Annotated in this window: 16 protein-coding genes and 1 tRNA gene; 11 read left to right on the top strand and 6 right to left on the bottom strand. The window is 60.7% G+C overall.

Features of this window, described 5'->3' with window-relative positions:
• The first annotated feature begins 19 nt into the window (after window positions 1-19).
• Both fabI and AAGF34_RS20810 read left to right on the top strand, forming a co-directional pair.
• On the top strand, window positions 20-817 hold the full coding sequence (gene fabI / locus AAGF34_RS20815; RefSeq protein ID WP_342617619.1) for an enoyl-ACP reductase FabI: 798 nt from the start codon (window positions 20-22) through the stop codon (window positions 815-817).
• Window positions 818-834: 17 nt separating this feature from the next.
• Window positions 835-2,151 carry a hypothetical protein gene (locus tag AAGF34_RS20810; RefSeq protein WP_342617618.1) on the top strand — a complete coding sequence of 439 codons (1,317 nt, stop codon included), beginning with the start codon at window positions 835-837 and terminating at the stop codon, window positions 2,149-2,151.
• A gap of 42 nt (window positions 2,152-2,193) precedes the next feature.
• On the opposite strand, the gene AAGF34_RS20805 is transcribed toward AAGF34_RS20810, so the two are convergent.
• On the bottom strand, window positions 2,194-4,464 hold the full coding sequence (locus AAGF34_RS20805; RefSeq protein ID WP_342617617.1) for an arginine/lysine/ornithine decarboxylase: 2,271 nt from the start codon (window positions 4,462-4,464) through the stop codon (window positions 2,194-2,196).
• Between the two features lie 132 nt (window positions 4,465-4,596).
• On the opposite strand from AAGF34_RS20805, the gene AAGF34_RS20800 reads away from it, so the two are divergent.
• The 4 genes from AAGF34_RS20800 (at window position 4,597) to nifH (ending at window position 7,784) form a co-directional block, all read left to right on the top strand.
• Window positions 4,597-5,022, top strand: a complete 426-nt coding sequence (locus AAGF34_RS20800) for an NfeD family protein (protein ID WP_342617616.1) — start codon at window positions 4,597-4,599, stop codon at window positions 5,020-5,022.
• A 27-nt stretch (window positions 5,023-5,049) separates the two neighbouring features.
• A complete protein-coding gene (locus AAGF34_RS20795) occupies window positions 5,050-5,958 on the top strand; it encodes a stomatin-like protein (protein WP_342617615.1) in 909 nt (302 codons plus the stop codon).
• Between the two features lie 48 nt (window positions 5,959-6,006).
• Window positions 6,007-6,438 carry a PilZ domain-containing protein gene (locus AAGF34_RS20790; RefSeq protein WP_342617614.1) on the top strand — a complete coding sequence of 144 codons (432 nt, stop codon included), beginning with the start codon at window positions 6,007-6,009 and terminating at the stop codon, window positions 6,436-6,438.
• 458 nt (window positions 6,439-6,896) lie between these two features.
• Window positions 6,897-7,784 (top strand): nitrogenase iron protein, encoded by an 888-nt coding sequence (nifH, locus tag AAGF34_RS20785; protein WP_342617613.1) that lies wholly within the window; start codon window positions 6,897-6,899, stop codon window positions 7,782-7,784.
• Window positions 7,785-7,930: 146 nt separating this feature from the next.
• Here nifH and AAGF34_RS20780 read toward each other — a convergent pair.
• From AAGF34_RS20780 to AAGF34_RS20765, 4 genes are all read right to left on the bottom strand, one after another.
• Window positions 7,931-8,020 (bottom strand) — tRNA-Ser (locus AAGF34_RS20780).
• A gap of 52 nt (window positions 8,021-8,072) precedes the next feature.
• Window positions 8,073-8,255 carry a hypothetical protein gene (locus AAGF34_RS20775; RefSeq protein ID WP_342617612.1) on the bottom strand — a complete coding sequence of 61 codons (183 nt, stop codon included), beginning with the start codon at window positions 8,253-8,255 and terminating at the stop codon, window positions 8,073-8,075.
• A 145-nt stretch (window positions 8,256-8,400) separates the two neighbouring features.
• The gene (locus AAGF34_RS20770) at window positions 8,401-8,838 is read right to left on the bottom strand and encodes a DNA polymerase III subunit chi (protein ID WP_342617611.1); all 438 of its coding nucleotides are present in this window, start codon (window positions 8,836-8,838) and stop codon (window positions 8,401-8,403) included.
• A 4-nt stretch (window positions 8,839-8,842) separates the two neighbouring features.
• Window positions 8,843-10,294, bottom strand: a complete 1,452-nt coding sequence (locus AAGF34_RS20765) for a leucyl aminopeptidase (protein ID WP_342617610.1) — start codon at window positions 10,292-10,294, stop codon at window positions 8,843-8,845.
• A 24-nt stretch (window positions 10,295-10,318) separates the two neighbouring features.
• Between AAGF34_RS20765 and lptF the strand changes: the two genes are divergently transcribed.
• From lptF to AAGF34_RS20740, 5 genes are all read left to right on the top strand, one after another.
• Complete coding sequence (lptF, locus tag AAGF34_RS20760) at window positions 10,319-11,431, top strand: LPS export ABC transporter permease LptF (RefSeq protein ID WP_342617609.1); 1,113 nt, start codon at window positions 10,319-10,321, stop codon at window positions 11,429-11,431.
• Window positions 11,428-12,534, top strand: coding sequence for an LPS export ABC transporter permease LptG (lptG, locus tag AAGF34_RS20755; protein ID WP_342617608.1), 1,107 nt, complete (start codon window positions 11,428-11,430; stop codon window positions 12,532-12,534). The genes lptF and lptG overlap by 4 nt, the downstream gene beginning before the upstream one ends.
• The gene (locus tag AAGF34_RS20750; RefSeq protein ID WP_342617607.1) at window positions 12,531-12,902 is read left to right on the top strand and encodes a CbiX/SirB N-terminal domain-containing protein; all 372 of its coding nucleotides are present in this window, start codon (window positions 12,531-12,533) and stop codon (window positions 12,900-12,902) included. The genes lptG and AAGF34_RS20750 overlap by 4 nt, the downstream gene beginning before the upstream one ends.
• Window positions 12,903-12,986: 84 nt before the next feature.
• Window positions 12,987-13,952, top strand: coding sequence for a CysB family HTH-type transcriptional regulator (locus tag AAGF34_RS20745; RefSeq protein WP_342617606.1), 966 nt, complete (start codon window positions 12,987-12,989; stop codon window positions 13,950-13,952).
• Entirely contained in the window at window positions 13,942-15,111 is a 1,170-nt protein-coding gene (locus AAGF34_RS20740; protein ID WP_342617604.1) for a pyridoxal phosphate-dependent aminotransferase, read from the top strand. Before AAGF34_RS20745 ends, AAGF34_RS20740 begins: the two co-directional genes overlap by 11 nt.
• A 33-nt stretch (window positions 15,112-15,144) precedes the next feature.
• Here AAGF34_RS20740 and hrpA read toward each other — a convergent pair whose 3' ends face one another.
• Window positions 15,145-19,077, bottom strand: a complete 3,933-nt coding sequence (hrpA, locus tag AAGF34_RS20735; RefSeq protein WP_342621147.1) for an ATP-dependent RNA helicase HrpA — start codon at window positions 19,075-19,077, stop codon at window positions 15,145-15,147.
• Window positions 19,078-19,086 lie beyond the last annotated feature (9 nt).

Here is a 19,086-nt window from a genome sequence, read left to right as displayed (position 1 = left end):
GCATTTTTCATGAGGACCTATGGGCTTATTAGCAGGCAAAAAATTGTTGATCACCGGGGTGCTCTCCAATCGCTCCATTGCCTATGGCATTGCCAGAGCATGCCACCAGCAAGGTGCAGAGCTTGCATTCAGTTACGTCGGTGAGCGCTTCAAGGACCGTATTGCCGAATTCGCCGCTGAATTCGACTCCCAGTTGGTGTTCGATTGTGACGTTGCAGACGATGTGCAAATTGATGCGCTGTTCAAGGATTTGGCAACCGCGTGGCCCAGGTTTGATGGCTTTGTGCACAGCATAGGCTTTGCGCCCCGTGAAGCGATTGCCGGCAATTTCCTCGATGGCCTGAGCCGTGAAAACTTTCGTACTGCACACGACATCAGCGCCTACAGCTTCCCCGCCATGGCCAAGGCTGCCTTGCCCTACCTGAACGACAAGTCGGCATTACTGACGCTGACCTACCTGGGCGCTGAACGTATTCTTCCCCACTACAACACCATGGGACTGGCCAAAGCGTCGCTGGAATCGTCAGTTCGCTATCTGGCCGAAGCCATAGGCCATATGCCCGATGGGCGCTGCGTCCGTGTGAATGCCATCAGTGCCGGCCCCATCAAGACGGTGGCTGCCAGTGGCGTCAAGGACTTTGGCAAGCTGTTGGCCCATGTGGCCGACACTTCGCCTTTGCGGCGCAACGTGACGATTGACGAGATCGGCAACGTGGCTGCCTTCCTGCTCAGCGACTTGGCCAGCGGCATCACGGCCGAGGTCACCTATGTGGATGGCGGGCACAGCAAAACGATGGGCGCTGTAGCTGCCGAATGAAAAGCAATAATGCGGGTATGAAAACACCTATTCCTTTGCATCAACTTCCCTCCAAAAGCCTTTTCCAGAAGGGCGACGTTTTTGTTCTGTTCGGTGAGCTGTTCGGTCGCGGCTATGCCAACGGCCTGGTCAACGAAGCGCGCAAGGCCGGCATGCAGATCGTGGGCATTACCGTAGGACGGCGTGATGAAGACAACGCCCTGCGCCCACTGAATGCCGAGGAACTGGCCACCGCCGAACAGGCATTGGGCGGCAAGATCATCAACATCCCGCTCATGGCGGGCTTTGACCAGGATGCCCCCGCGGGCGGTCCCACGCCCACCGAAATGCTGGGCAGCATGACGCTCAAGACCTGGACGGAGCACAAGCTGGACTGGGCCCACATCGAGAAGTGCCGCGAAGTCGGCGTCAAACGCTTTACGACCGCGGTTGCAGAGGCCATGGCCCAGATCGATGCCCTGATCCCGCAAGGCCGCAACGTATTTTTTGCCCACACCATGGCCGGCGGCATTCCCAAGGCCAAAGTGTTTCTGGCCATTGCCAACCGGGTGTACAAAGGGCGCGGCGAGCGCTTCATGTCGTCCCAGGTGCTGCTCGACAGCGACCTGGGCAAGCTGATCCTGATGAACTTCGACGAGGTCTCCGCCAACACGTTTGGCCACCTCATCCAGGCCAGCGCCGCCATCCGCTCGCGCGTGGAAGCTGCGGGCGGCCAGGTTCGCTACTCGGCGTATGGCTACCACGGAACGGAAATCCTCATCGGCGACGAGTACGTGTGGCAGACCTATACCAACTACACCCAGGGCCTGGCCAAGATGCGCCTGGAGCGCATTGCGCAGGCTGCCTGGCAGCAAGGCGTCAAGGCAACCGTTTACAACTGTCCCGAAATCCGGACCAACTCCTCCGACATCTTTGCCGGCGTGGAGCTGCCACTGATCCCGTTGCTCAATGCGCTGAAAAAGGAGAGCGCCGGAGCCTGGACCGATGGGCAATGGCAGGCCTGCCAGGCCCTGTTGGTCGACGGCGTTTCGCTGGAGTCGGTGCTGCAGAAGGTGCTGGACTTCCAGACCAACCCTACGATGCAGCCTTTCCGGAATTTCGAAGCATGGCCCATGCCCAACCAACAGGATCAGGCCGACCTCACCATTGGCACGTCAGACGAAGTGCAGAAATTGCACAAGGACAGCAAGGCGCTGATAACCGACTTGCTCAGCAGCCTGGTGATTGAAGCCACAGGCCCCTTGATGTTCCGCGAATCGTCCGCGCCGACAGGCCCGGTGCTGTGGCTCAACCACGACATCATTGCCCGTCAGCTGGGCCAAATCCACGCCTGAGCTGCGTTGTAGATGGCGTCGACGTGACGCCATCTACGCTTTTTACGCCCTGACGCAGTCCGCGAAATAGTGGACCTTGCCGTCGGCATCCACCTCTTCCACCAGGCCGTGCACATCGGTCTCAAAGCCCGGGCAACGGGTATTGAACTCGCGTGAGAACTTGAGGTAGTCCACGATCTTCTTGTTGAAGACTTCCCCCGGAATCAGCAGCGGGATGCCGGGTGGGTACGGCGTCACCAGGCCCACGGTGATGCGGCCTTCCAGTTCGTCAATGGCCACGCGCTCGGTCTTGCGTTGGGCAATGTGCGCGTAGGCGTCGCTGGGCTTCATGGCCGGCGTCAGATCGCTCAGGTACATCTCGGTGGTGAGACGCGCAATGTCGTACTTGGCGTACAAGGCATGCAGGTGCTGGCAGAGGTCTGCCAGGCCCATTTTTTCGTAGCGTGGATATTTCTTGCAGAACTCCGGCAGGATGCGCCACATGGGCTGATTCTTGTCGTAGTCGTCCTTGAACTGCTGCAGCGCGGTCAACATGCTGTTCCAGCGGCCCTTGGTGATGCCGATGGTGAACATGATGAAGAAGCTGTACAAGCCGGTCTTTTCCACCACCACGCCGTGTTCGGCCAGGAACTTGGTCACGATGCTAGCCGGGATACCTGTCTTGGCGAACTTGCCGTTCAGGTCCATGCCGGGCGTAACGATGGTGGCCTTGATCGGGTCCAGCATGTTGAAGCCGGCGGCCATTTTGCCGAAACCGTGCCAGTTGGCCTTGGCGGTCTTGCTCTCGCCCTTGATGACCCAGTCAGATGCGCGGCCAATGCCCTCGTCCGCCAGCTTGTCCGGTCCCCAGACCTTGAACCACCAGTCGTCACCGTACTCTTCGTCCACCTTGCGCATGGCGCGGCGGAAGTCCAGCGCTTCGGCAATGCTTTCTTCCACCAAAGCGGTACCTCCCGGAGGCTCCATCATGGCGGCGGCCACGTCGCAGCTGGCAATGATGCTGTACTGCGGCGAGGTGGAGGTGTGCATCAGGTAAGCCTCGTTGAACAGCGGACGGTCCAGCTTGACCGTCTGCGAGTCCTGCACCAGCACGTGGCTGGCCTGGCTGATACCGGCCAGCAGCTTGTGAATGGACTGGGTGGAATACACCACGGCGTGCTTGGGGCGCGAACGCTTCTTGCCCATGGCGTGGTACGTGCCATAGAAAGGGTGGAACGCAGCGTGGGGCAGCCACGCCTCGTCAAAGTGCAGGTTGTCCACGTAGCCGTCGAGCATGTCCTTGACGGTTTCGGTGTTGTAGAGCACGCCGTCATAGGTGCTCTGGGTAATGGTGAGCACGCGGGGCTTGACCTTCTTGGCGTCCACGCCCTTGAGCAAAGGGTTGGCCTTGATCTTGGCCTGGATGGCGGCGGGCTCGAACTCTTCGCGGGGAATCGGGCCAATGATGCCGAAATGGTTGCGCGTGGGCTTGAGGAACACCGGCACCGCGCCGGTCATGATGATGCTGTGAAGCACCGACTTATGGCAGTTGCGATCCACCACCACCACGTCATCGGGCGCCACTGTGTGGTGCCAGACAATCTTGTTGGAGGTGCTGGTGCCGTTGGTCACAAAGAAGCAATGGTCGGCATTGAAGATACGCGCCGCATTGCGCTCGCTGGCACCGATGGCGCCGTCATGGTCCAGCAACTGGCCCAGCTCTTCCACGGCATTGCAGACGTCGGCACGCAGCATGTTTTCGCCAAAAAACTGGTGAAACATCTGGCCCACCGGGCTTTTCAGGAAAGCGACACCACCCGAGTGGCCGGGGCAGTGCCAGCTGTAGGAGCCGTCTTCGGCGTAATCCAGCAAGGCCTTGAAGAACGGCGGCTGCACGCCTTCCAGATAGCTCTTGGCTTCCCGGATGATGTGGCGTGCCACAAACTCCGGCGTGTCCTCAAACATATGGATGAAGCCGTGCAGCTCGCGCAGGATGTCATTGGGAATATGGCGGCTGGTCTTGGTTTCGCCGTACACGTAGATCGGCACGTCCAGGTTTTTGCGGCGCACTTCTTCTATGAAGTGGCGCAGGTTCAGCACTGCGGGGTCCAGATCGGGGCCGGGTGTGAACTCTTCATCGTCAATCGACAGGATGAAGGCACTGGCGCGGCTTTGCTGTTGCGCAAATTGACTTAAGTCACCGTAGCTGGTGACGCCCAGCACCTCGAAGCCCTCCGACTCTATGGCCTGCGCCAGGGCACGGATGCCCAGACCCGACGTGTTCTCGGAGCGAAAGTCCTCGTCGATGATGATGATGGGAAAGCGAAACTTCATGAAAGGCCTCCAACGACTGGGCGAAAATCAGCAAATAGGCGCGAAGTGTAAGTACATATGGTGTGGGTTTTATGGTGCCCCTCACTATTTGGCCCACAATGTGGCGTCATCAACACATCGGGATTCCTGAATATGGCTGAATCGACCGTCTGGTGGCTCATTACTGGAGGCGCCGTGGCAGCCGAGCTGCTGACCGGCACGTTTTACCTGCTGATGCTATCCATCGGCTTTGCGGCGGCAGCGGCGGCTGCGCATCTGGGACTGGGGCTTGCCGCGCAAATCGTGACGGCGGCTGTGGTGGGAGGTGGCGCCGTGGTGCTCTGGCACCTGCGCCAGATGAAGCGCCACAAAGAACCGGCCGCGCAGGCCAATGCCAATGTCAATCTGGACATTGGTGAGACCGTGCAGATCGACCAATGGAACCCCGACGGCACTGCCGATGTCCATTACCGGGGCGCCCGCTGGACGGCCATTCACCGTAGCGGTGTAGTCCCCAGTGCCGGTCCCCACCGGGTTGCCGAATTGGTAGGCAACCGTCTTCTGGTCGACAAGGCCTGATTCTGAATTACCCAACCTGGAAGCACCATGGAAATTGCAATCGTCTTATTGGTTATCGCAGTACTGTTCATCAGCCGCAGCGTCAAAGTCGTGCCGCAGCAGCACGCCTGGGTGGTGGAGCGCCTGGGCAAGTACCACGGCACCCTCACCCCGGGCCTCAACATCCTGGTGCCCTTTGTGGACAAGGTGGCCTACAAACACGTCCTCAAAGAAATCCCGCTGGATATCGCCAGCCAGGTGTGCATCACCAGGGACAACACCCAACTGCAGGTGGACGGCATTCTGTACTTCCAGGTCACCGACGCCATGCGGGCCAGTTATGGCTCAAGCAATTACATCGTGGCCATATCCCAGCTGGCGCAGACCAGTCTGCGTTCGGTCATCGGCAAGCTGGAGCTCGACAAGACGTTTGAAGAGCGTGACATCATCAACGCCCAGGTGGTAGCGGCCATTGACGAGGCGGCGCTGAACTGGGGCGTGAAGGTCTTGCGCTATGAAATCAAGGACCTGACGCCGCCTAAGGAAATCCTGCATGCCATGCAGGCCCAGATCACCGCCGAGCGTGAAAAGCGTGCCCTGATTGCCGCGTCTGAGGGGCGCCGCCAGGAGCAGATCAACATCGCCACCGGCGAACGCGAAGCCTTCATCGCCCGCTCCGAAGGCGAGAAACAGGCCGCCATCAATCAGGCCCAGGGCCAGGCCGCATCCATCACGGCAGTGGCGGACGCCACCGCACAGGCGATCGAACGCATTGCTGCCGCCATCCGCCAACCTGGCGGTGAACAGGCGGTGCAGCTCAAGGTTGCGGAAAAGGCGGTGGAGGCCTATAGCAAGGTCGCAGCCGACGCCACCACCACTCTCATCATTCCCGGCAATATGAGCGAAGTGTCCACGTTGATTGCAACCGCAATGAAAATGGTGCAAAGCACAAAATAGCCTGTACGCCGGATTAAACTGGGTATCCATACTGCCACGGAGATAGCCTTGCCACCCAGCGAATCCAAAGCAACCGTTTACGTCCAGGCGCCTAATCGCAGAGCAGACTCCCGCCACGCGCCTATAGACCGCGCGGCAGTCTGGTTCAATCTCGGACTGGCCATTGGAGAAACCTGCGAACTCAAAGACGTCAGCATGTCGGGTTTCGGCATTCAGTGTGACGAGTGGCAGCTGCCCGTCTTCCTGGGGGCCGAGGGCAAGTCCTTTTACTGCGTCTTGCTACTGGGTGAAGCCCACTTCGGCTGCATGGCGCGAGTCGCGGCCACCCAGGGCAACCAATACGGGCATGTCGGATTTCATTTTGAAGCCATTCCGGAGAACAGCATTCGCCTGCTGCACGGGCTGATCGAGTGCATGGCCCAGCGCGATGAGCGGATCCGCGCGTTGGAAGCCCTGACGAAGAACGCAGTGACCAAATAGGTTAGCCAGGACCACTGACGAAGGCCTCAACCCGATTGAGGTATTTCAAGGCGACGCGCGCAGTTGCTCGAAGTATGTGACGTTGACTACATCACCGCGTAGCAATGAAGACAACGATTGTTTGGATTGTTGGCAAATGCCGCTGCACCTTGCTGCATTTGGTGTTTTGTCTGGGCGCTTCGGCTTCACTTCGAAGAGTCGCATTTCCCGAGTGATACATGGCCGCCGCCACTCGCCAAGGAGCCTTGATTGCTCAATCTATTGCCGGAGTGAGGGTGACCTGTTGGCCAATTCCGCGACGATGGAAAAAACATGGCACGGAAGGTGCGGTTAGGACGTTGCGCGGACAAAAGTCCTGCCGAATCGTGGTCCTTCTAACGAGAGTCGCAGACACGTCAGGCTGACATGGTCGTGGCTACGCAACCTTGTTCTTCAACCTCTCTGAATGGATCATCCCAATGGCTAAACTTCGGCAAATCGCCTTCTATGGCAAAGGTGGTATCGGTAAATCAACCACCTCTCAAAACACCCTGGCCGCACTGAGCGATCTGGGCCAGAAGATTCTCATCGTCGGCTGCGACCCCAAGGCCGACTCCACCCGCCTGATCCTGCACGCAAAGGCCCAGGACACCATTCTGTCCCTGGCTGCGGAAGCCGGCTCTGTGGAGGACCTGGAACTCGAAGACGTGATGAAAGTGGGTTACAAAAACATTCGCTGCGTGGAGTCCGGTGGTCCTGAGCCAGGTGTGGGCTGCGCCGGTCGCGGCGTGATCACCTCAATCAACTTCCTCGAAGAAAACGGGGCCTATGACGGAATGGACTACGTGTCCTACGACGTGCTGGGTGACGTGGTGTGCGGCGGCTTTGCCATGCCCATCCGCGAAAACAAGGCACAGGAAATCTACATCGTCATGTCCGGCGAAATGATGGCCATGTACGCAGCCAACAACATCTCCAAGGGGGTTCTCAAGTACGCCAACTCGGGCGGTGTGCGCCTGGGCGGCCTAGTCTGCAATGAGCGCCAGACCGACAAGGAATACGAACTGGCTGAAGCACTGGCCGGCATGCTGGGCTCCAGGCTGATCCACTTCGTACCGCGCGACAACATCGTGCAGCACGCCGAGCTGCGTCGCATGACCGTGATCGAATACGCACCTGATTCCAAGCAGGCCGACGAATACCGAACCCTGGCCAGCAAGGTGCACAACAACGCCGGCAATGGCACCATTCCCACCCCCATCACCATGGATCAGCTCGAAGACATGCTGATGGAATTCGGGATCATGGAAACCATCGATGAAACGCAAGTGGGCTTGAAAGCTGCTGAGGTGGCCGCAGCCGCTTAATACGAGCCGGGCTGGCTCCTCGGTTTTACAAAAACACAACGCACAAACGAAAAAAGCGATTGCAGTGCAATCGCTTTTCCGTTGGGTGGGTTTTTGGGCGGATTGCTGGAACAACCCTCTTGAAGCCCGAATGAATGCTAACTATCTGGCGGAGCAGGCGGGATTCGAACCCGCGGTGGGTTTTACCCCACGCACGCTTTCCAGGCGTGTGACTTAAACCGCTCATCCACCGCTCCAGAGCCTATGATTCTAACATCAAGATCTGACTAAATTCCGCGAATTGGCAGATCAATCGTGATCGCGCTGCATGTTTGGCAAGGCCTGCTCAATGGCTTCGCGTACAGCTTCCTCTATTTGCAGATGCAAAGAAGGGAGCAGGGTGCTGAATTGCGCCTCAAACAGCTCCAGGGCTATTGAGCGCAGCTCCGCCTCCAGCTGCGGGCGCACTTGCCAGATGACTTTTTGCGCCAAGGCGTTCCGGTCAATTTGCTGCGGCACAACGTTGGTGGGTGCGGCGGGCGACGCTGATGGCGCGGGCGCCGTCCCACCTGCAGGTGGTTGCACGACCTGCGTCAGGGTAGGAACGTAGCGGGGAGGCATGCGGTTTGGCACAGTGTCACTCCCCTGCCCTGGTTGTCAGATCATGCCGAGTGATGGTGTAGCCCAATTCCGTATAACGCTTCCAGCGGCGACGCGCCTGGCTGCGATCCTGCTCATCGGTACTGACCACTTCAATCACCCGCTGGAACTGCTCAAAGCCCTGGGGCACATCGTCCGACAGATTGACCAGGATCGGCACATCGGCATGCAAGGGCTGATCCGCACTCTGCAGCAGGACTGCCGAACGGGCTTTGACTGCGGCTGGTGCCGTAGCGTCGCAATGGGTGATGAAATCCACCGGCCCCAGATTCCAGAGCGCCTTGTCCAGTTCTCCCACCATCTGCGCACTGGAGCGCACCAGCAAGCGCGCGCCCGTGGCACTGGCTTTGCGCAGCAGCCGGCAGGTGTAGACCAGCCTGTCCGGCGCACCGAAGTGAAAGGCTATTTCGGTCACTTGTCTACTTGGCTGCCGCTTGTGCGGGGGTCAGGAGGTACTCGACCAACAGTCCTACGGGGCGACCGGTCGCGCCCTTGGCTGCCCCACTCTTCCAGGCAGTGCCCGCAATGTCCAGGTGCGCCCACGGATACTTTTCCGTAAAGCGTTGCAGATACTTGGCCGCGGTCACGGCGCCTGCCGCACGACCAGCCACATTGGTCACGTCGGCAAACTGGGTCTTGAGGCCCTCGGCATATTCCTCGTCCAGCGGCATGCGCCAGCACAGGTCCTGCGCAGCATCGCCGGCAGCGCCCAGCGCCTGGGCCAATGCCTCATCCGAAGAGAACAATCCGCTGCGAACCGCACCCAGTGCCACCACACAGGCACCAGTGAGCGTGGCAATGTCAATCACCGCCTTGGGTTTGAAGCGCTCGGCATAGGTGAGTGCATCGCACAGCACCAGGCGACCTTCTGCATCGGTGTTGAGAATTTCGATGGTCTGGCCGCTCATGCTGGTCACCACATCGCCGGGTTTGACGGCACGGCCATTGAGCAGGTTTTCGCAGGCGGGGATCAGCCCCACCACGTTGATGGCAGGCTTGAGCTCGGACAGCGTGCGGAACACGCCCAGCACGCTGGCGGCCCCGGACATGTCGAACTTCATTTCGTCCATCTCGGCTGCAGGCTTGATGGAGATGCCGCCGCTGTCGAAGGTGATGCCTTTGCCCACCAGAACCGTCGGCGCCGCAGACTTGGCCGCGCCGCTGTACTTCAGCACGATGAAGCGCAGAGGCTCTTCCGATCCCTGTGCCACGGCCAGGAAGGCGCCCATGCCGAGTTTGGTAACGGCCTTCGCGTCCAGCACATCACAGGTGATGCGGGCATGTTTTGCCAGGCTTTGCGCAGCTTTTGCCAGCACCGTGGGCGTCGCATGGTTGGCCGGACGGTTGGCCCATTCCTTGGCAAACTCCACTCCCGCAACCACCGCGGTGGCGCGCTCGAAGCCGCCAGCCAGCTCATCCGCGTTACCCGCGCCCACCAACACCGATTGCAACACCCGGGCTTCGCCCTTGGACTTGGTCGTCGTGTAGCTGTAACTGGCATCTGCCGTGGCGGCCACGGCAGCGCGCAAGGCAGCAGCGCTGGGGTTGGAGGCAAACACCACCACCAGCTTCTTGAGCTTGTCGGACTTGGCTGCGGCATAGGCCGCACTCACGGCGCTTCGGACCTGTTTGGCGCTACCGTCCCCAATGCCGGCCAGCACCACGCGGGCAGCTTGCACCACCGGCGGCTTGTACAAGGCCAGGACTTTTCCCGCTTTGGTCTGTGCATCGCCGTCCTTGAGGGCACGGCCTATCAGAGCGGAGAACCCATCCTTGGCGGGTTTGTAGTCATCACCCAGCAACACCAGCAGCGCGTCGCATTTTTCGGTGGCAGCCTGAGCAAGGCTGAGGGACTTGAGTTCAAAGTTCATAATTCGGGTTCTTCCTTCGACGCAATGTTATTCCATTCCTCCATCCGCAAAGAACTTGCCCGTAGTTTCGGGGCCACGCTGGTCGTATTGGCAACCGTGGTCATGACCATGACGCTGATCCGCACCGTCGGAGAAGCCTCACGCGGAACCTTCAACCCCACCGATGTGATGATCGTCATGGGCTACACCGTGCTATCGGACATGCCCACCATCCTGTCCATGAGCCTGTTCATCGCCATCCTGAGCGTGCTCACCCGCATGTACAAGGACAGTGAAATGGTGATCTGGTTCGGCAGTGGACGTGGACTGACTTCGCTACTGACACCATTGCTGCGCTTTGCCTGGCCCATTCTGGTGATCATCGTGGTCCTGGCTTTCCTGATTCTTCCCTGGGCGTTTGGCCGTATCGAGGACCTGCGTGACCGCTATGAGAAGCGTGGGGATATTGCCCGCATCCAGCCAGGGCAGTTTCAGGAATCCGCCAATGGCGACCGTGTCTTCTTCATCGAAAAGAATTCCGAAAACAAGGAAGTCGGCAACAACGTCTTCATCGCCACCAACGAACAAGACAAGCAGACCATTACCTCCGCGCGCAGCGGCCATATTGAAGTCATTGGGCCGGACAAGTTCCTGGTACTGCAAAACGGACAACGCCTGGAGCGCAATGTTGGCAAGGCAGACATGACCGTGAGCGAGTTTGAACGCTACGGTGCCCGCGTGGGCGCCGATGACGTTTCAGCCCGTACCTACATCCCATCCAGTTCCCTGACAACCATGCAACTGCTGCAGGAGTCCAATCCGCAGTATCTGGGCGAGCTGTCCTGGCGCATAGGCCTGGTGCTGGCAGCATTCAACTTCATCATCATTGGCGTAGCCGTCGCGGGGACCAACCCGCGCGTAGGCCGGGTGGCCAACCTGGGATTCGCTTTCCTGATCTTCGTGGCGTACTTCAACTTCCTGGTTCTGGGCAAGAGCTGGGTGGAGTCCGGGCGCATGCAGTTCGCTCCGTTTCTGTTGGGGCTGCATGGCGCCGCCCTGGTTCTGGGGCTGCTCTGGCTGGCCAAGCGCAACAACAATTGGGTCTTGCGTCTGAAACGGCACAACACAGACCAGTCCACCGAAAGCAGCCCCTCATGAAAACCGTTCGTCGATTGCTGTACCGCGAGGTGGTCATCGCCGTGGCACTGGTGACCCTGGGCTTTGTGGCGCTGTTTTTCTTCTTTGACCTGGTGGAAGAGCTGCAGTCTGTCAACCGTAGCGGAGCCCTGGGCTATCGCATCCCGCAGGCGCTGATCTATATCGGCCTGACCATGCCCAACCACATCTACGAACTCATGCCCATCACGGTGTTGATCGGCACGATCTTCGTCATGGCCCGGCTGGCGCAGAGTTCGGAGTTCACCATCCTGCGCACCAGCGGCTTGGGCCCCTGGCGGGCACTGCGCACCCTGCTCACCTTGGGCTTGGTCTTCGTGTTGTTCACCTTCGCCGTGGGCGACTACATCGCGCCGCTGGCCGACAGGACGGCGCAGCTTCTCAAGGCCCGGTTTCAAGGCCAGGTGACGGTGGGCAAGACCGGCGCATGGCTGAAGGAAAAGCAGGCCTACGGCAGTTTTGCGGTCAATGTGGGCGCACTCTCGGGTGATGGCGACATGAAGGATGTGCGCATATTCGAGTTTGACAACCGAGGCCATCTGGTGTCCGTCACCCAGGGACAGACCGCCACCTTTGGCGAGCACGATGACTGGTTGCTCAGCGGCGTGGATCGCACCGAGTTCACCACCGTCGACAACCAGTCCGGCCATGTGGATAGGACCTTCCCGCCCAGCTTTCGCTGGCCCACGGGCGTAACTGCCGAAATGGTGGCTGCGGCCGTGTTGCGGCCCGAGCGCATGGGAACCATCGACCTGTTCCAGTACATGCAACACCTGAGCTCCAACAACCAGTCGGCCCAGAAATACGAAATCCAGTTCTGGAAAAAGGTGTTCTACCCCTTGAGCTGTCTGGTGATGGTGGTGCTGGCCCTTCCCTTTGCCTACTTCCATTTCCGCTCCGGCAGCATTGCGAGCTATGTGTTCGGTGGCGTCATGGCGGGCATCAGCTTTGTGCTGCTGAACAACGTGCTCAGCGACCTGGGCACCCTGCAAGGCTGGCAGCCCTGGTTTACCGCAGCCCTGCCGGGGCTGATCTATTCCATACTGTCCCTGACCGCCTTCACCTGGCTGGTTCTCAAGCGATGAGCGCTACTGCCCCACATGCCATCGTGCTATTCGCGCACGGATCGCGTGACCCTCTGTGGCACAAGCCGATGGAGGCAGTGGCGCACCAGATTGCCCAATCCCACCCCCACGTGCTGGTGCGTTGCGCCTATCTGGAGTTGAGCACGCCCGATCTAGCAACCGTGTGTCATGCATTGGTCGACCAAGGTTGCCGGGAAATTGCGGTTCTTCCCATGTTTCTGGGGGTTGGAAAACACGCCCGGGAAGATCTGCCGTTGCTGATTGCCGGATTGCGCCAACAACACCCCGCCGTCCAATTCGATCTCAAGCCGGCGGTCGGGGAAGACCCGCGCCTGATACAGCTTCTGGCTGGCATTGCAGCTGAGTAAGCGTGGCTTCGGCCTACGCCTGTTGTGGATAATGATCTTGGTTATTATTCCTTTTGGGTATTAAAAGATCACACTGGCAACCCCATGAACCTTCACCAATTCCGTTTTGTGCAGGAAGCTGCGCGCCGCAATCTCAATCTGACCGAGGCCGCCAAAGCACTCCATACCTCCCAGCCCGGCGTGTCCAAAGCCATCATTGAGCTGGAAGAGGAGCTGGGCATCGAAATCTTCGCCCGCCACGGCAAACGCCTCAAACGCATCACCGAGCCGGGCCAGCATGTGCTGCGCAGCATCGAGCTCATCATGGGCGAAGTGGGCAATCTCAAGCGCATTGGCGAGCAGTACAGCACCCAGGACAGCGGCACGCTGTCGATTGCAACCACCCACACCCAGGCCCGCTACGTGCTGCCCGAAAAAGTGGCAGCCCTGCGCGCCGCCTACCCCAAGGTCAACATCAGCCTGCACCAGGGTGCGCCCGGCCAGGTTGCGCGCATGCTGATCGACGATGTGGCCGAAATCGGCATTGCCACCGAGTCTCTGTCGGACTACGCTGAACTGGTCACCCTGCCCTGCTACGAGTGGCAACATATGCTCGTAGTGCCTGCGGACCATCCGCTGGCCAAGCAGGAACACTTCACACTGGCCGACATCGCCAAAGAGCCGCTGATCACCTACCACCCGTCTTTCACGGGCCGCACCAAGATTGACACCGCGTTTGCCCACGCCCATCTGGAGCCACGGGTGGCACTGGAAGCCATCGACTCCGACGTGATCAAGACCTATGTGCGACTGGGCATGGGCATTGGCATTGCAGCTGAAATGGCGGTCCAGGACATCCTGGAAGACTGCGCCAACAACGGTGGCAAGGGTGGACTGGTGGCGCGCCCTGCAGGGCAACTGTTTGGAAACAACATCACCCGCGTGGCATTCAAGCGCAGCGCTTACCTGCGCAACTTTGTCTACACCTTCGCCGAGTTACTCAGCAACCGCCTGAGCCGCGATCTGATCATCAAAGCCATGACCGGGCACGTAAACGACTATGAACTCTGAAACCCGATTCAGCACTCCGGCGATCAACAGCCGCCTGCCCAACGTGGGCACCACCATCTTTACCGTGATGTCGGCGCTGGCCTTGCAGCACAAGGCCGTCAACCTGGGCCAGGGCTTTCCGGACTTTGCCTGCGATCCGGCCCTGGTCGATGCCGTCACCCAGGCCATGCAGGCCGGCCACAACCAATACCCGCCCATGATCGGCGTGCCGGCCCTGCGTCAGGCCATTGCTTCCAAGGTGCAGGCCCTGCACGGCCACAGCTACAACCCGGACACCGAGATCACCATCACCGCCGGGGCCACGCAAGCCATCATCACCGCCATCCTGGCCATCGTGCATCCGGGCGACGAAGTCATCGTGCTGGAGCCCTGCTACGACAGCTATGTGCCCAATATCGAACTGGCCGGTGGCATTGCCGTGCGCGTACCGCTCACACCCGGCACCTTCCGCCCGGACTTTGACAAGATTGCCGCAGCGCTCAGCCCGCGCACCCGCGCCATCATCATCAACTCCCCGCACAACCCCAGCGCCACCGTGTGGACCGAAGCGGACATGCGCACGCTGCAGGATCTGCTGGCGCCCACCGACGTGCTGCTCATTAGCGATGAGGTCTATGAGCACATGGTGTTTGACGGGCAGACGCACCAAAGTGCCGCCCGCTTTCCGGCGCTGGCGGCGCGCGCCTTCATCGTCTCCAGCTTTGGCAAAACCTACCACGTCACCGGCTGGAAGGTCGGCTATGTGGCTGCCCCGGCAAGCCTGACAGCGGAATTCCGCAAGGTGCACCAGTTCAATGTGTTCACCGTCAACACCCCTGTGCAATACGGTTTGGCCCAGTACATGGCTGACCCCACTCCGTACCAGAACCTGCCCGCCTTCTACCAGCGTAAGCGGGACCTGTTCCGCGATGGCCTGGGCAAGACCCGGCTGCGCCTGCTGCCCAGCCAGGGCAGCTACTTCCAGTGCGTGGATATTTCCGAGGTCAGTGACCTCAATGAAGCCGACTTTTGCCAGTGGCTCACCAAAGAGATTGGCGTGGCTGCCATTCCGCTGTCTGCCTTTTACGGCAACGGATTCGACCAACGCGTGGTGCGCTTCTGCTTCGCCAAGCAGGACGCCACCCTGCTTACGGCACTGGAGCGGCTGCAAAAGCTCTAAGCGCGCACTGGGCCCCGCGCTTGGCGGGGTGCCTCAGCTCAGTTGCGCCCAGGCCTTGTCCAGCCGCTTGACGCTGACCGGCTGCGGTGTGCGCAGCTCTTGCGCAAAGAAGCTCACCCGCAGCTCTTCCAGCAGCCAGCGGAATTCCAGCATGCGGTCGTCCACCACGCCTTTGCGCTCGGCCACCAGACGCCAGTAGCGCTGCTCCAGCGGACGCAGTTCGGCCAGCCGGGCGGCATCGCGCGCAGGGTCGGCGCGGTACTTTTCCAGGCGCAGGGTGATGGCCTTGAGGTAGCGGGCCAGGTGCTGCAAGCGGTCCCAGGGTGCGGCATGCAGAAAGCGCTTGGGCATGAGGCGCTGCAACTGCTGAGCGGCGTCGGCGGTGGCCTCTGCAGCGTTCTTGCTGTCCTTGATCTTGCGGGCGGCGGCGGCGTATTCCTGCAGGATGACTCCCGCCAGCCGCGCCACCTCGGTGGCAATCAGCGTGAGGCGGCCACGCCCCTCCTCCACCCGCTTCTTGAAGGCAAATTCGTCTGTGGGCAGCGGGTCCAGCAAAAAGGCGCGATCCAGTGCCAACGCAATGATCTGCTCACGCAATTCCTCGAGGGTGCCGCCTGAGGTGGCACTGTCCTTGGCGCCTTCGGTACGGCCCACCTGCATATAGGCCACAGCCATCTTCTGCAGGTCAGGAATGTTCTTTTCCAGGTACTTGAGCGCGTCCTTGATCTGCAGTGCAAACAGGCGGCGCAGGCCGGCGCGGTGCCTGGCGGCGGCCGTCTCGGGCTCATCAAACACTTCGATGGTGACCGCGTCGCCGCCGTCAATCAGCGCCGGAAAGCCGATCAGCGTCTGGCCGCCCTTGCGGATTTCCAGCAGCTCGGGCAGTTCGCCAAAGGTCCATGCTGTGTGGCGCTTTTCCGTGGCCACGGGTGGCGTTGCGGGTTGTTTGCTGGCACTTGGGTTCGGCGAAGCGGCAACCGGCTTTGCACCATGCGCTTGCGCCGTTTCTCTCGTAGCGGCCGGCGCAGCTGTCGCAGCGCCTTGGCCCAGCTTCAAATTGGCCAAAGCCTGAAACGCTCCGCGCGCCTGCTTGCCCCATTCGGCCTTGAGCGCACCCAGGTTGCGGCCATGGCCCAGTACCCGGCCATGCTCATCCACCACACGGAAGTTCATGAAAAAATGCGGGGGGAGCATGTCCACCTTGATATCGGCCCGCACCACATCCACCGATGTGGCGTCACGTACCAGCTTCAGCACCGCATCGGTGAGGCTGCCTGCGCCAAAGCGTGCCGGGTCGTTGAGCGCTTCAGCGAAGCGCGTGGCGGTTTCCGGCAGCGGCACCAGACGGGAGCGTGGCCGCTGGTGCAGCGTCTTGATCAGCGCCTGGATCTTTTCGCGCAGCATGCCGGGCACCAGCCATTCGCAGCGCTCCTCGTTTACCTGGTTGAGCACAAACAGCGGCACGGTCACGGTCAGGCCGTCATGCGCGTCGCCCGGCTCATGCAGATAAGTGGCGGCGCAGTCCACGCCCCCTAAGCGAATCGTCTTGGGAAACGAGGCGGTGGTGATGCCCGCAGCCTCGTGGCGCATCAGCTCTTCGCGGGTAAGCATCAACAGACGCGGGTTCTGCTTGACCGCTTCGCGGTACCAGTTCTCAAAGCTGTAGCCGCTGCACACGTCGGCCGGTAGCTGCTGGTCGTAGAAGGCATAGATCAGCTCATCGTCCACCAGCACGTCCTGGCGGCGTGCCTTGTGTTCCAGCTCCTCCACCTGCGCAATCAGTTTGCGGTTGGCGGCCAGAAACGGCAGCTTGGTTTCCCACTCGTTTCCAACCAATGCCTCGCGGATGAAGATTTCGCGCGCGCCCTGCAAGTCGACCCGGCCATAGTTCACCTTGCGCCCGCTGTAGACCACGATGCCGTACAGCGTGGCTCGCTCCAGCGCCACCACTTCGGCGGCCTTCTTTTCCCAGTGCGGGTCCAGCAACTGTTTCTTCAGCAGATGGCCACCCACCTGCTCCAGCCACTGCGGCTCGATGGCCGCGATGCCGCGGCCAAACAGGCGCGTGGTCTCCACCAGTTCGGCCGCCACGATCCAGCGCCCCGGCTTCTTCACCAGATGCGCACCCGGATGCGGGAAGAACTTGATGCTGCGTGCGCCCAGGTATTCGCCCGACGCGCCGTCGGTCTCCAGCTTGCAGCCCACATTGCCCAGCAAACCTGCCAGCATGGACAGGTGCAGCTGTTCGTAGCTGGCTGGCGTGGTGTTCAAGCGCCACTTGTGTTCGGCCACCACCGTGTGCAGCTGGCTGTGGATGTCACGCCACTCGCGCACACGCCGCATGTTCACAAAGTTCTGGCGCAGCAGCTGCTCGTATTGGCGGTTGCTCAATTTATGGGAAGTGACTGGGTGCGCCGACATCAAGCGGAGCGCGGAGGCGCCAGCCGCCCCCCTGCTCGCGTGCCCATTTGCCTCACTACCACCGCGTGCGTCGTGAATCCACTTCCACAGCCGCAGATAGCCGCTGAACTCGCTCTTCTCGTCGTCAAACTTGGCATGCGCCTGATCGGCCTGCTGCTGCGCCTCCATGGGCCGGTCGCGCACGTCCTGCACGCTCAGGGCCGAGGCAATCACCAGCACCTCGTCCAAGGCGCCACGGCTGCGCGCCTCCAGAATCATGCGGCCCACCCGCGGGTCCAGCGGCAGGCGCGAAAGCTCCTGGCCCATAGGCGTGATCTCATTGGCGTCATCCACCGCGCCCAGTTCGTTGAGCAATTGGTAACCGTCTGCAATGGCGCGGCCCGAAGGGCGGTCGATGAACGGGAAGTCTTCCACAATGCCCAGGTGCAGCGACTTCATCCGCAGAATCACTCCGGCCAGCGAGGAGCGCAGGATTTCGGGGTCGGTAAAGCGCTCGCGCCCTTCAAAATCCTTCTGGTCGTACAGGCGAATGCAGATGCCGTTGGCCACGCGCCCACATCGCCCGGCGCGCTGGTTGGCGGCGGCCTGGCTGATGGGCTCCACCAGCAACTGCTCCACCTTGCTGCGAAAGCTGTAGCGCTTGACGCGGGCCGTACCCGCATCGATGACGTAACGGATGCCTGGCACGGTGAGCGAGGTTTCGGCCACATTGGTGGCCAGCACGATGCGCCGCCCGTTGTGGCTGTCAAAGATGCGGTCCTGCTCAGCCTGCGACAGGCGGGCAAACAGCGGCAGCACCTCGGCATTGCGAAACACGGGCTGATGACTCAGGTGCTTGCGCACGTGATCAGCTGCCTCGCGGATTTCGCGCTCGCCGGGCAGAAACACCAGGATGTCGCCCGCATTGTGGGCATCGCGCCAAAGCTCGTCCACCGCATCGGCAATGGCGGAGTTGAGGTCGTATTCGCGGCTTTCCTCGAACGGGCGATAGCGCTGCTCCACAGGGAACATGCGGCCCGAAACCATGATGATGGGTGCCGGGCCGCTCCTGGACTCAAAGTGCTTGGCAAAGCGGTCCGCATCAATCGTGGCCGAGGTGACCACGATCTTCAAGTCTGGCCGATGCGGCAGGATTTCACGCAGGTAGCCCAGCAGAAAGTCGATGTTGAGGCTGCGCTCGTGCGCCTCGTCGATGATGATGGTGTCGTAGGCGTTGAGCAGCGGGTCGGTCTGGGTCTCGGCCAGCAAAATGCCGTCGGTCATCAGCTTGACGGATGCATCCTTCGACAAACGATCCTGAAACCGCACCTTGTAACCCACCACATCGCCCAGCGGCGTCTTGAGCTCCTCGGCAATGCGCTTGGCCACGCTGCTGGCGGCAATGCGCCGCGGCTGGGTGTGACCGATCAGCCTGCCGCGCTGCCCTGCCGGATAGTTCAGCTTGCCGCGACCCATGGCCAGGGCGATCTTGGGGAGCTGCGTGGTCTTGCCCGATCCGGTCTCGCCGCACACGATGATGACCTGGTGGCGCTGCATGGCGGCCATGATTTCGTC

Source organism: Rhodoferax sp. GW822-FHT02A01 (genome assembly GCF_038784515.1).
Classification (GTDB): Bacteria; Pseudomonadota; Gammaproteobacteria; order Burkholderiales; family Burkholderiaceae_C; genus Allorhodoferax.
This window is presented reverse-complemented; position numbering and strand designations above follow the sequence as displayed.

What these genes read in the sequence shown, in the direction of transcription:
- AAGF34_RS20805 (WP_342617617.1), bottom strand. Translation starts at nt 4,464, where the DNA reads ATGAAGTTTCGCTTTCCCATCATCATCATCGACGAGGACTTTCGCTCC.
- AAGF34_RS20745 (WP_342617606.1), top strand. Translation starts at nt 12,987, where the DNA reads ATGAACCTTCACCAATTCCGTTTTGTGCAGGAAGCTGCGCGCCGCAAT.
- nifH (WP_342617613.1), top strand. Translation starts at nt 6,897, where the DNA reads ATGGCTAAACTTCGGCAAATCGCCTTCTATGGCAAAGGTGGTATCGGT.
- AAGF34_RS20750 (WP_342617607.1), top strand. Translation starts at nt 12,531, where the DNA reads ATGAGCGCTACTGCCCCACATGCCATCGTGCTATTCGCGCACGGATCG.
- fabI (WP_342617619.1), top strand. Translation starts at nt 20, where the DNA reads ATGGGCTTATTAGCAGGCAAAAAATTGTTGATCACCGGGGTGCTCTCC.
- AAGF34_RS20740 (WP_342617604.1), top strand. Translation starts at nt 13,942, where the DNA reads ATGAACTCTGAAACCCGATTCAGCACTCCGGCGATCAACAGCCGCCTG.
- lptF (WP_342617609.1), top strand. Translation starts at nt 10,319, where the DNA reads ATGTTATTCCATTCCTCCATCCGCAAAGAACTTGCCCGTAGTTTCGGG.
- AAGF34_RS20810 (WP_342617618.1), top strand. Translation starts at nt 835, where the DNA reads ATGAAAACACCTATTCCTTTGCATCAACTTCCCTCCAAAAGCCTTTTC.
- AAGF34_RS20800 (WP_342617616.1), top strand. Translation starts at nt 4,597, where the DNA reads ATGGCTGAATCGACCGTCTGGTGGCTCATTACTGGAGGCGCCGTGGCA.
- lptG (WP_342617608.1), top strand. Translation starts at nt 11,428, where the DNA reads ATGAAAACCGTTCGTCGATTGCTGTACCGCGAGGTGGTCATCGCCGTG.
- hrpA (WP_342621147.1), bottom strand. Translation starts at nt 19,077, where the DNA reads ATGGCCGCCATGCAGCGCCACCAGGTCATCATCGTGTGCGGCGAGACC.
- AAGF34_RS20795 (WP_342617615.1), top strand. Translation starts at nt 5,050, where the DNA reads ATGGAAATTGCAATCGTCTTATTGGTTATCGCAGTACTGTTCATCAGC.
- AAGF34_RS20765 (WP_342617610.1), bottom strand. Translation starts at nt 10,294, where the DNA reads ATGAACTTTGAACTCAAGTCCCTCAGCCTTGCTCAGGCTGCCACCGAA.